This is a genomic window from Serratia sp. ASV30, assembly GCF_016428815.1.
GTDB classification, from domain to species: Bacteria; Pseudomonadota; Gammaproteobacteria; order Enterobacterales; family Enterobacteriaceae; genus Chania; species Chania fonticola_C.
Genome location: NZ_JAELTL010000014.1, coordinates 101,416 through 113,112 on the forward strand (window position 1 = coordinate 101,416; position 11,697 = coordinate 113,112).

At 52.1% G+C, this 11,697-nt stretch carries 10 protein-coding genes and 1 pseudogene; 3 read left to right on the forward strand and 8 right to left on the reverse strand.

From position 1 onward, the window contains the following. Window positions 1-385: 385 nt before the first annotated feature. The 6 genes from yfcD to JHD74_RS08955 all read right to left on the reverse strand — a co-directional run bounded on the left by yfcD (window position 386) and on the right by JHD74_RS08955 (window position 7,201). Window positions 386-961 (reverse strand): NUDIX hydrolase YfcD, encoded by a 576-nt coding sequence (gene yfcD, locus JHD74_RS08930; RefSeq protein ID WP_199062433.1) that lies wholly within the window; start codon window positions 959-961, stop codon window positions 386-388. 131 nt (window positions 962-1,092) lie between these two features. Then, complete coding sequence (yfcE, locus tag JHD74_RS08935) at window positions 1,093-1,644, reverse strand: phosphodiesterase (RefSeq protein WP_024530674.1); 552 nt, start codon at window positions 1,642-1,644, stop codon at window positions 1,093-1,095. Window positions 1,645-1,747: 103 nt separating this feature from the next. Beyond that, the gene (locus tag JHD74_RS08940; RefSeq protein ID WP_021178550.1) at window positions 1,748-2,392 is read right to left on the reverse strand and encodes an RpiB/LacA/LacB family sugar-phosphate isomerase; all 645 of its coding nucleotides are present in this window, start codon (window positions 2,390-2,392) and stop codon (window positions 1,748-1,750) included. Between the two features lie 45 nt (window positions 2,393-2,437). Then, complete coding sequence (gene kduD, locus JHD74_RS08945; RefSeq protein WP_065683085.1) at window positions 2,438-3,199, reverse strand: 2-dehydro-3-deoxy-D-gluconate 5-dehydrogenase KduD; 762 nt, start codon at window positions 3,197-3,199, stop codon at window positions 2,438-2,440. A gap of 284 nt (window positions 3,200-3,483) precedes the next feature. Further along, complete coding sequence (locus tag JHD74_RS08950) at window positions 3,484-5,547, reverse strand: right-handed parallel beta-helix repeat-containing protein (RefSeq protein ID WP_199062434.1); 2,064 nt, start codon at window positions 5,545-5,547, stop codon at window positions 3,484-3,486. A gap of 88 nt (window positions 5,548-5,635) precedes the next feature. Further along, on the reverse strand, window positions 5,636-7,201 hold the full coding sequence (locus JHD74_RS08955; RefSeq protein WP_024530672.1) for an MFS transporter: 1,566 nt from the start codon (window positions 7,199-7,201) through the stop codon (window positions 5,636-5,638). 431 nt (window positions 7,202-7,632) lie between these two features. Here JHD74_RS08955 and JHD74_RS08960 point away from each other — a divergent pair, with 431 nt between their 5' ends. The 3 genes from JHD74_RS08960 (at window position 7,633) to JHD74_RS08970 (ending at window position 10,390) form a co-directional block, all read left to right on the forward strand. Beyond that, entirely contained in the window at window positions 7,633-8,799 is a 1,167-nt protein-coding gene (locus tag JHD74_RS08960) for an oligogalacturonate lyase family protein (RefSeq protein ID WP_199062435.1), read from the forward strand. Window positions 8,800-8,825: 26 nt separating this feature from the next. After that, window positions 8,826-9,149 (forward strand): cupin domain-containing protein, encoded by a 324-nt coding sequence (locus JHD74_RS08965; protein ID WP_024530670.1) that lies wholly within the window; start codon window positions 8,826-8,828, stop codon window positions 9,147-9,149. Window positions 9,150-9,778: 629 nt separating this feature from the next. Beyond that, window positions 9,779-10,390: a LuxR C-terminal-related transcriptional regulator gene (locus JHD74_RS08970; RefSeq protein WP_199062436.1), complete on the forward strand. Its 612-nt coding sequence runs from the start codon at window positions 9,779-9,781 to the stop codon at window positions 10,388-10,390. Between the two features lie 199 nt (window positions 10,391-10,589). Here JHD74_RS08970 and JHD74_RS08975 read toward each other — a convergent pair. Together JHD74_RS08975 and JHD74_RS08980 are read right to left on the reverse strand one after the other, a co-directional pair. Then, window positions 10,590-11,507: pseudogene (locus tag JHD74_RS08975) on the reverse strand (MFS transporter); the annotation flags it as partial. Between the two features lie 7 nt (window positions 11,508-11,514). Next, on the reverse strand, window positions 11,515-11,697 hold a 183-nt coding region (locus JHD74_RS08980), incomplete at its 5' end, for a hypothetical protein (RefSeq protein ID WP_199062437.1).

Below are 11,697 nucleotides of genomic sequence, written 5' to 3' on the forward strand. Positions count from 1 at the left end.
TCAAATTATTATATCTGAAATTTTTCCAACGTCATTCAGCGGATAGCAAAAGTGTGACCAAAGTAGAAACGTTGTTTTGATTTTTTTATTTAAAAGCAAAAATTATCAAAACCACGCACCGAAGCCAGCACAAGGCAATGAAAAATAATGATATTTTTTCTTGATGGTTTTGTAACGACAAGGATAGCAATGTTGATGAGATCGGTTAGTCAATTGTAGGTAGGTAGAATCAGCGGATTTGAGTCGAGAAGGGAAGTATGAACGTCGTCATTGATGGTTACATTTGTGATTTAAGGTGATTGGCAAGGGGCGAGAGCCTAACTGGGAGGGAGAAGAATAGACGGCCTTGCTACTCTATGGATAGCAAGCAAGGCCGTGCGTTAAATCAGGCGTCTTCCTCGCCAGAGCTGGCTCTGCTTTCGCGCGGCAGCGGCTTACCGTGATCCTGGCCGTTATTACGCGTCAGCCACAGAGATAATGCCTTCAGCGAATCGGGGGTGAACTCGTCGCAGCGAGCGGTGATCTCCTCTGGCGTCAACCAGCTCACTTCAGCCACTTCTTCTTCCTGCAGGGCAAACGGGCCATTGGCGACGCAGCTAAATAACGCCCCCCAAATACGGCACTGTTCCTCTTCAAAGTAGAACAGGCCATGTTCGGCAAACGGGATCCCGGCAATACCCAGCTCTTCTTCCGCCTCACGGCGGGCAGAGTCCAACACGTTTTCCCCGCTTTGTACCACGCCCCCTGCGGTGGCATCCATCCAACCCGGGTAAAAATCTTTGGTGTCAGTGCGCCGCTGCACCAGAATTTTCCCCATGCCATCATGCACCACAATATAGGTCGCACGATGACGCAGCCGTTGGGCACGCATCTGTTGACGACTGGACTGAGCAATCACTTCGTTTTGCTCGTTGACGATATCAACCCACTCGGTATCTGCAGCCTGATCCTGTTCCGCCATCCTGTAAAACCTTCTTTTTTGGGCGCGATGCATGCCGCGCACGGGTTATGCTTCAATTATTTTTGGTATGTGTCCCAGCTCTGCCAAGGAACAACCCTGGCTGCCATTTTCGAGCTATCGGGTCTATAAAATTAGTGCGTTAACGCCACCTCTGCAACAACCTTGCCGTTGTGCAACTCGAGCACGCTCAAGACGTCGTCTGCCAGTATGCCATAGCTGGCTGGAAAACCCCCTTTCGGGATGCTGACCGAGCCCGGATTAAAGCAGTAGATATCCCCTTGCCTTTGTGCCTGGGGCAAATGCGTATGGCCATACACCAGCACGTCTCCGCGCGTTAAAGGCGGTAATGTGTTGGGATGATAAAGGTGCCCGTGGGTTAAAAACAATCGTCTTTTGGCTAATAGCACCTGTTGGTAAGGGGCCATCATCGGGAAGGAAAGCAGCATCTGATCGACTTCACTGTCGCAATTACCGCGAACGGCAACGATCTTGTCACTAACGTGATTCAATCGTTCGGCCACCTGCGCGGGCTGATAATTATCTGGCAAGGCGTTACGCGGACCGTGATTAAGCAAATCCCCCAACAGTATCAACCAATCGGCCTGGCTTTGAGCAAACAATTCGAGGATTTTGTCGGTGGCGGAGAGCGAACCATGCAGGTCCGAGGCGAACATCAGCTTCATAATCTTTCCTTTAACACGGAATATGAAACCATTTTAACGTAGCTGGGGTAGACAACAAGCGGTGGGGAAAACAGGTGGCCGATATTCGGCCACCTGAAGAACATCAGGCGCGGGCCAGCAGTTCTTTGACAAACGCCACAATCTCCGGCTTTTTACCGTTGGAGAACAGGCATTCCTGGAAGCGAGGGCCGCTAACGGCGGTCTTCACCAGCTCTGGATCGATGGCACGCAGCGTATCAAGGTAGTTGTCTTTGATCACTGCCTGCTTAACCTGATTGAGGATACCGGCGTTACGAACCTGAGGTTCCTTACGTTCTACCGGATAACCTTCACCTTTACGCCCGGTAAAGGCCTTCTCAAAGATATAGCGCACGTTCAACTCTGCACCCCAGCCAAAGCCTTTGGCAAACGGCAGAGACAGCGCATTACCGTTGTTGATCTGAGCGAACAGGAAAGCATCCGCAGGATCGATACAATAGCCGCACACTACGCCAGGATGAATGTTCAGTGACATCAAGGCGCCCTGCCCGGTACCACAGCCGGTGACCACAAAGTCGACCGCTTCGGCGTTCAACAGAATGCTGGCCATAATCCCTAAATGAATATAGGTCAGATGGTGATCCTGCTCATCGCTCATACCCACGTTGAACACCGCATCATGATTGCCAGCCGCAACCGCCTGCAATTGTTCGAGTACCAGCGCATTTTTACCCGCCTGGCTGTTTTCCATCATCAGTGCAATATTCATCTTTCGCTCTCCGCAAATAAAATCAATCGGTTATTCTTTGTCTGGTTAGCGAGCCAACCAGCCGCCATCTACCGCTACGGTGTAGCCATTGATGTAATCCGACGCTGGTGACGCCAGGAATACCACCGGCCCCATCAGATCTTCTGGCAGGCCCCAACGGCCAGCCGGGATACGCTCGAGGATTTCCTCACTACGAGCCTGATCGTCGCGCAGTTGGCGAGTATTGTTCGTCGCCATATAGCCAGGAGCCAACGCGTTCACGTTGATACCGTGGCTGGCCCATTCGTTGGCCAACAGACGAGTAACCCCCATCACGGCGCTCTTGGACGCGGTATAAGACGGCACACGGATGCCGCCTTGGTAAGACAGCATGGAGGCGATATTGATGATCTTGCCGCCGGTGCCTTGGGCAATAAACTGGCGGGCCACCGCCTGAGACATGAAGAACACCGTCTTGATGTTCAGGTTCATCACGTCATCCCAATCTTTTTCGCTAAACTGCAGCGCATCCTGGCGGCGAATGATGCCCGCGTTATTAACCAGAATATCAATATGGCCGAATTCGGCCACCGCGCGCTCCAGCAGCTCAGGCAGCACTTCCAGTTTGCTCAGGTCGGCTTTCAGGCTCAGGAAACGACGCCCCAGCGCGGTGACTTTGGCGATGGTTTCTTCCGGCTCAACCACGTTAACGCCAACGATATCACAACCCGCTTGAGCCAGCCCTATGGCCATCCCCTGTCCCAACCCGGTGTCACAACCGGTCACAATCGCCACTTTACCCTGTAATGAAAAATTATCGAGAATCATGCTCTTGTCCTTAGTACTCAGGGCATCAGCGGCCCTTGTCAAAAGTGGGGATAGCGTTGCAATCCCGCCAGTGTCCGCAGCTTGCTGCCATACAGGGGGAGCGATATTGCCCGCCCCTGTCATCATGATGGCGCAAGTCTAACGCTTATCCCTGACGCGATCAATAAAATTGAAACAATGTTTTAATTTAAATGAAAGTAATTTTTGATTGTGTGATGTGTGCCGTTTTCACCAGGGAAAAGACGACGCCGCAGGTTCATCACATGCGGCGTCTCTAAAGAGGGTCATTTCACTGCTGATAACATAAAGGCATTGTTGTCGGCGATGTTCCCCACCACCGCATCGGCATATTCTCCCGGCTTGCTGCGCAGCGAGACGTTGCCGCTGAATACACCCTGTTTATCCTGCGTGGTATATGGGCCCGGGCGGAAAATGTAGTTAAACCTCTGGTTATCAATCGCCATATTGTTGGTCACTTGCAGTGCGCCAGGGTTGAAGTTGTCGGTAAACCCATCCATGCCGTTTTCAATGGCGAGGCTGTTAGTCACCTGATGGGCCACTGGCAACCCTTCTCCCCCCAGTTTGAAACCATTATTGACATTACGCAGCGCGACGCTGTTCTCAATGATCACCTTACCGTTCGGGCCATCCTCAATCTTGTTAAACAGATCAAAACCGTCATCTACGTTGTCATGGGAGAAGCAGGCGACTAGCCGATTTCCATCACCCACACGCATTTTGACGGCAAACCCATCCGCATTGATCAGACCTGGATCCTTGTTGGCGTATGATTCGGAATGGGTGATCAGGTTGTGGCTGGCCCATAGTGGTCGATCGGCGTTGGCCGGGGAGGAAATGACAATTCCGGTATCATCCGCATGGTGTGCCACCACCCGATCAAGGTGGTTATGGCTGCCCGTAATACGCAGGCTTTTTTCCGTTACCGTGATGCCCTGAATATCCCAATGGCTGGCTTCCAGTTCCATCCCGTGCAGCACCACTTCATCCCCAAGCGGCCGGAGCTTTTTGGCATGCTTGGCAGTGCCACTGGCTACGGCAGGTATGACAGCCAAGGGATAATCCCCCGCCGCCAGCCAAAGCGTGCCGCCCGGCATTAATGATTGCACGGCGGTGGCAAAATCCAGCGGGTGCTGCTGGCTGCCATCATTTTCGGCTTTGCCCTGTGGCGCAGCATACAGATTAGCGGCGTCGGCATAGCGCGCTTTGCGCACCAGCAACTTGTCACTCTGAGCGTTGCCTTTTACCGTGGTGAAACGGTAATCCAGCGCGGTTTCGGCCTTCTTCAACACAACCTTCACCGCCAGCATCTCCCCAGCCGGTACCTTACGCTCTGCGGCAATGACCACGCCGTCCTGGCTTAGCGACAGAGTGCCACTCTCATTACTGCGGAGCTGGAAGACGTAATCCTCCGTGGCGGATATTGGCGCAGAACCGATCTCGATCTGCAGCGGCATCGCTTTAACCGCGAACTCTTGTGCCGCCGGAAGCTGACTTTCGCTGAGCGTCAGGCTGGCCTGTGTGACGGTAATGCGTGCGTTACGTGAAGCAAAGAAGCCCACGTAGTAACCTTCAGGATCCAGCTTGGTGACGCGGCGCGGATCGTTGGTCGTTTTACTGACCCAATTGTCGCTACCTAGCGGGGCGTAGGCCGCGGTAAACCCCTGATCCGTGCGAGCCAGACGCAGCCGGAAGCTTGGCGTTTTTTGCAGTTCGACCTCGGGCTGATAGCTCTCACGTTTGATCTCGACACCCGCGTTGCCCCAGGAGTTGAGCACGCCATTGCGGGAAATCAGCGTCATTTTGACCCGCTGATGATCCTTTTTATCCTGCGTCATGATGGCATTCATCACCATGTTGGATGCCGCCGGAAACTCCTCATAACCCTGCTGGATCTTCTCCAACCTTGGTTTGCCGAGGATATCGCGGATCAGCAATCCCGCCCCCTCCTGCCCGGCGGGCAGAGCCATATTTTCCGGGCCAAACTGATCGACCGTCACCTCCGCCTCCAGAACCACATTGGCATTGGCAGGAACGCGCGTGTAGTAGAAGGTCAGGCCATCATGACTATTGCCGATTTTGCCCCCACGGCTTTCAACGTGGAACGGCATTTTCAGCGGCCCGGCCAGCATCGGCTTACCGTTGGCCATCGTCACCTGATTGGTGCCCACTTTTTCCGGCAGCACGTTGGTGGCAAAGTTGACATCCGTTGACTGGCCAAAAGCGACGGCCTGCCAAACCAGTTCATTAGCGGCAGGCAGCGGTGCGGCGACACCGTGATGACACACGCTGGCCAGAGCAATTAATAACGACAGAGGTACGATCTTCATTTCCCTTTCCTTGTTTTTAATAGGTAGGGATCCCCCCGCCATGTTGGCGAGAAGATCCTGTTACTGGGTTTTGGTGAGATCAGGCCGGTTAGGCCGGTTTATACACAGGGGCTGAAACTTCAGGAGTGATATTCATCTTCTGGCAGATCTTGCTGTTGCCCCAGCACTGTTCGTAGGGCAGCCCCACCAGTTTCTCGATGACCAGGCGAACGTCGGGTTTGATATCGCCGATCTTGCCGCCAGCCTTGATGCGGGCCACTTCGTACAGCACCACCTGGTGAGTTTGGCGGTTAAGCGTCATCTGGCTACTAAAGACAATCGCCATCAGCGCCAACAAGATCACACCAGCAAAGAACACCCAGGAGATCGCGGTAATGGCGGTTTCCGGCTGAGTATGAGACTTGGACTGGAAGCCGTAGTAACTGAGGATCGCCCCCATGGTGAAGACGATAATCGAACGCATAATCTTTCCGGAGAAGGTCATCGCCCCAGCATAGATCCCTTCGCGACGGCGACCGGTAAAGACCTCATCCACGTCCGCCAGGAAGGTATATACCGTCCAGGGAATGTAATACACGCCGCCGGTGCCCAGGCCGAAGATCACGGTGATGCCGATGATGGCAGCAGTGGCAATATGCGCAGGCAAGTTAAAGAAGTGCAGCAGGGAATAGCAACAGACCGCAAACATCACGATACCGAGCGCCCAGGAATAAGGTTTACTGAAGCCTTTTTTCACGCACAGACCAATAAAGATGGCGGTCGATATCAGCTGTAAGATGGCATTCAGGCTGTTCAATCCGGCCAGAATGGCGGGATCGTATTGCAGCACGAAGATCACGAAATAGGTGAATACCGAGGCAAACAGCCATTCCGCACCAAAGCCGAACAGATACATGCCCAGATGCTTGCGAAATACCCGCAGGTAGAAGGTCGATTGCATATCCCGCGCCAATGAAGCCAACGTTTTGAGCAGCGATTTCTTATGCTTAACCTCCGCTATCGCTTCATCCTTGCGTTCCCAGGAGAACAGATACAGCACGGTGATGGCAATAAACAGAATCACCCCATAGGTGATACCGGTATACAGAAAAGGCTGGGCCGACTCTTTGCCGTAGAGCAGAATAAATTGCCCTGGGATAAACGCCGCCAAAAAGTTGGCCATCTTGCCAAAAATCGCTTTATAGCCAGTCAGCTTGGAGCGCATGGCGAAATCATCGGTCATTTCGGTCGCCAGCGTCTCGTAGGGCACCATTACCGAGGTATAAATCAGTTCGAAAATGACGTAGGTGGCGAGGTAGTACCAAAAACCAAAGCCCTCAACCCACAGCAGCGGGTAAAAGACCATCAATGGCGCACCGATCAGCAAGAAGAAACGGCGCCGACCAAAGCGCTTACCGAGCCAGGTATTGCCAAAGTTATCGGTCAGATAGCCCATCACCGGGTTGCTGATAGCATCGATGACGCTCGCAACCGAGAAGATGAATGACGCCTCCAGCAGCGTCAGCCCACAGAACGTGGTGTAAAAATAGAGCAGCCAGGCACCGCTGATTGCCAGCGCGCCGCTGCCCAGCAGGTTCCCCCCGCCATAAGCCAGCTGATGCCCGAGCCTGACCGTTCTTCCCTTACCCAGAGCGTTAATACCATTAGTTGTCATCGTTTCTTCTCGCAAACAAAAATAATGAACTGCAATTTCATTTTTACAGGAATAACGTTTTATACTTTTAGGCGAGTTATAATGTTGTGATGAAAGTCACATAAAAAATAAGGGGATCTCATTTAGCCATTTTTAAAACGCGGGCAGCATCTGGCCGCAGCCCCAGCATCAGGGATTGCCCATGCGTTATCTTTCTATAATGGCGAGCATGCAACGGCGTCATGCTGGTTGGCTATGAGCAAAACCGCGATCCGCCATCAATCGGGCAAAGCGCAACGATTTATGCGATGCAGCTCTCATAAATCACCCGTTCGGGTTGGCCTAATTCGTCACTTTGATATCATTTTTCTAAATTTATGAAACAATGTTTTATTTAATTAAATGATCGCCCGAACAGCGGCGGTTTATCGATAAGGTTAAGGGAGGCCATCGTGGCTAAAGGTTCAATCCACCAGTTCAATTTCCATCGTACAACCGATGCCGGTACCGGCGCACAACTCACTCGCCTGACACCGCCTGAAGTGCTGTGCCACCGCAATTATTTCTACCAGAAATGTTTCACCAACGACGGCAGTAAACTGTTGTTTGCTGGTGAGTTTGACGGTAACCGCAACTACTACCTGCTGGATCTGCAACTGCAGCAAGCGGTGCAACTGACCGAAGGCCCGGGCGACAATACCTTCGGCGGTTTTTTATCCCCGGACGATCGTTTCCTGTATTACGTGAAGAATGAGCGTGAGTTGCGCCGGGTAGAACTGAGCAACTGCAATGAACAAACCGTGTATCGAGTGCCTGAAGAGTGGGTTGGCTACGGTACCTGGGTTGCCAACAGTGAATGCACCTGCCTGGTGGGCATCGAAATCGATCGCCAGGATTGGCAACCGCTGACCGACTGGAAAATTTTCCACAGCTTCTTCACCAAAAACCCGCATTGCCGCCTGCTGCGTGTCGATTTGGCCAGCGGTGAATCACGTGTGATCTATGAAGACCGCCTCTGGCTGGGCCACCCAATCTATCGCCCATACCATAGCGACTGCGTCGCCTTCTGCCACGAAGGGCCGCACGATCTGGTAGATGCCCGCATGTGGCTGATCAACGAAGACGGCAGCAATATGCGCAAGGTAAAAACTCATGCCCCAGGCGAAAGCTGCACCCACGAATTCTGGGTGCCGGACGGTTCGGCCCTGATGTACGTCTCTTATTTGAAAGGCCAGCAAGAGCGCAACATCTGCCGTTACGATCCACAAACCGGGCAGGACGAGATCGTGATGACCATGCCAGCCTGTTCGCACCTGATGAGCAACTACGACGGCAGCATGTTAGTGGGTGACGGTTCGGCTACGCCGGTCGATATCAAGGATTCTCAAGGCTACACCATTGAGAACGACCCGTGGCTTTACGTGTTCGACGCCAAACAAAAACGTCAGGCACGCCTGGCCGCGCATAACAGCTCATGGCGCGTGCTGAATGGCGACCGTCAGGTAACGCATCCGCACCCATCCTTTACCCCGGACAACCGGCAAGTGCTCTTCACTTCAGATTTTGAGGGTGAACCTGCGCTGTATCTAGCCCGCTTGCCGGAAGATCTCTTTGCTTGATGGCACTATTTGATTGAGGAACAACCATGTTTATCTACAAACAGGATTGTGCGTTAGAAGATTTAGGGAGCGGCGTGACACGCCGTATCCTCGCTCATGGCGGCACCATGATGGCGGTGGAGGTCAACTTTAGCCAAGGTGCTGTCGGCCCGTTGCATAGCCACCCGCACGAGCAACTGACCTACGTACTTTCCGGCCGCTTCAGCTTCACCATCGATGGCGTCACCAAAGAAGTAGCTGCCGGTGATACCTTGTACAAAAAGCCCGACGTGGTGCATGGCTGCGTCTGCCTGGAGGCCGGAACCTTACTGGATACCTTCACTCCACAGCGTGAAGATTTCCTGAAGTAATCTTATGTGCTCCCTGCCATCATGCCGGGAGCATTTGCCCCCTAATAAGCTGTAGCAATTCGCCCCCTCCTCTTGCATAAAATTGCCCTGTTCCCCTTGCCCACACCATCAATATGCCTGCCGCCAAACCGACCACAGACGAGAAATATCAATAATTCATATTTCAAACAATTAAACACTAATACATACATTCAGTGAATATATATGAGTCATTCTCAGTAATTGACCGATAAGTTAAGGATTGTTCTTATCTTTTGATTTTATTGAAATAATTGGTAACTTATCGATAAAATCAATTGTTTTTGTCATATCGATCTATTTTATTGATCATTAAAAACATCTCTGCTATCCTATGCAATATAAATTTTCAATATAAATCAATGGAATGAGTAAATATCATGGCTTACTGCGAGTATGTCGCCTATTGCCCACATTGTGATATTTCCATAGAGCTGACAGGGAACGTTCCTCCCTACGTTGAGGGGGCGGGCTGCTGTTGGATGTGCAGCAAGAAACTCATCCTGATTTTCAGAAAGTCGGCAAAAAACCGTGCACGCCATCGACAAGATTGCGGCTCATCCGCCAACCCGCGCACCAGATAGGATTATTACTGATTAGGATGATCAACTATGCCTGATATTCATATCTACACGGTGAGTAATGACCGCTATTTCTCCGCTGGCTTACACGCGCTGCTTAGGCACGGTGAAACCTTGCCCCACAATAAAATAGCGTTGCATGAATTACCCTTCGAGAAAGAGACATTTGAGGCTCACACGCTGCCGAAGCTGAAAAATAGCGCCTGTGATTTTCTGATTTTGGATTGCAGTTGCGGCTTTATTAATTATTACGGTGCCTGTTCCGCGCTCTATGCAGCCCTTGAGCAGGGCACGCTGGAGGCCAGGATCATCTTGATGTATGAAAACAGCCTGTGCCTGACCAACCCGGATATGTACAACCATTTTATCACTCTGGATAAAAATGCCTGTGTAGAGGATATCTTGCTAGCGATATTCCCTCGCCAAACGGTGCAGGATGAGTTTGATGCCGAGGAAGAGGAAGCCACAAGCCGGCAGTATCTGACCGGCCGAGAGCTGATCGTCATCAACGAAATCTACAGCGGTGCACAGCCTTATGAGATCGCCAAAAAGCTCAAGCTCAGGCTAAAAACCATCAACTGCTATAAAAACCGGGCGATGAAAAAGATTTGTAGCAAAAGAACGTTGGATGCATACGCGTAACGGCCTGTTCGCCAGGTTGGTTCCCCCTTCATCGGCGGCGGTTTCACCTTGTTCGGGGTACTCCGCCACGACGAAAGCCGGGAGCCAACATCACGAGATCATATAGGCTGTCTCGGCATCCATCTTTATCTGAACCCCTTGTGACTTCTATGCCCAACCAGATCTGAAAGTCTGCTCAGTGCCAACAGCGGACGTTATGCTAATCATTGATGAGATGATTCGGTTGGAGCGTACGCTTAGCCAGTTTCTTTTTCAGAATGATAACCATGATTGGGAACCCTGATGCGGAAATTGCACATACCCCCAGCAACGTGTTCATATTTTGTGGTGCTATGGCGTGCCCAGGTAATAGAAAAGCTGACAGAAAAAATGCGACCGTTGTGATCATGTACATTATTGATGACTGCAATGAAGAGAATCCTGCTCGTTGCCTGTCATCAGGAAACTGAATGGTCAGCGCCGAGGAGGAAACCAGACGACTGTATGATGCACCGAGAAATACAGTAATAAATAGCCCCGCATGCGGATAGCCCAGAATGGGTATTAGCAAACTCACTATAAAGACGATGGTTGACCCTGTAGCCAGAACCAAAGCAGAGAAACGGGAAGTTAACGCGCCTGTCATTTTTGTTGACAGGTATCCTGCAATGCCCCCGGCGAAAAACAGCCATGGCAGCAGGTCTTGAGAGGCGCCCAGCAGTTGGGTCATTAATGGTACCAGAACAGGAATGATCAGCATCGGGCTAAATTGTACCAGCGCATTACTGGAAGCGAACAGCAAAGTATTAACGTCGAGTGGCAGTGCGTGGGGTGTGTCGAAAGAGAGTGGATCCGGAGGGATGATGGAAACAATCAGTGGCAATGCCAACAAACACAGCGTACTGATAAACCACAAAGCGACATGCCAGCCGTAATGAGCACACAAAAATAGTATCGCGGGCATTCCGACAATGCTTACCATCGAAAATGATGCAATGACCGTCGCCAACATTTTTCCGCGCAAGTTAGCCGGTGCAAGATTTATCAATATACTGATACCCACCCCCATTGTTGTGCCTCCTACCAGTCCTGCGCAGAATCGTAATGCAAGCAGAAGACTAAAACTGGAGGTGAATGTCTGTCTCTTATACACATCTCCGAGCCCACGAGACAGGAGGTATCATCTCGTATGCCGTCTTCGGCTTGAAAAAGGGGGGGGGGGGGGGGGGGGGGGGGGGGGGGGGGGGGGGGGGGGGGGGGGGGGGGGGGGGGGGGGGGGGGGGGGGGGGGGGGGGGGGGGGGGGGGGGGGGGGGGGGGGGGGGGGGGG

Excerpts from the sequence above, each read along its gene's own strand:
- yfcD (WP_199062433.1), bottom strand. The coding sequence starts at position 961 with ATGGCGGAACAGGATCAGGCTGCAGATACCGAGTGGGTTGATATCGTC.
- yfcE (WP_024530674.1), bottom strand. The coding sequence starts at position 1,644 with ATGAAGCTGATGTTCGCCTCGGACCTGCATGGTTCGCTCTCCGCCACC.
- JHD74_RS08940 (WP_021178550.1), bottom strand. The coding sequence starts at position 2,392 with ATGAATATTGCACTGATGATGGAAAACAGCCAGGCGGGTAAAAATGCG.
- kduD (WP_065683085.1), bottom strand. The coding sequence starts at position 3,199 with ATGATTCTCGATAATTTTTCATTACAGGGTAAAGTGGCGATTGTGACC.
- JHD74_RS08950 (WP_199062434.1), bottom strand. The coding sequence starts at position 5,547 with ATGAAGATCGTACCTCTGTCGTTATTAATTGCTCTGGCCAGCGTGTGT.
- JHD74_RS08955 (WP_024530672.1), bottom strand. The coding sequence starts at position 7,201 with ATGACAACTAATGGTATTAACGCTCTGGGTAAGGGAAGAACGGTCAGG.
- JHD74_RS08965 (WP_024530670.1), top strand. The coding sequence starts at position 8,826 with ATGTTTATCTACAAACAGGATTGTGCGTTAGAAGATTTAGGGAGCGGC.
- JHD74_RS08970 (WP_199062436.1), top strand. The coding sequence starts at position 9,779 with ATGCCTGATATTCATATCTACACGGTGAGTAATGACCGCTATTTCTCC.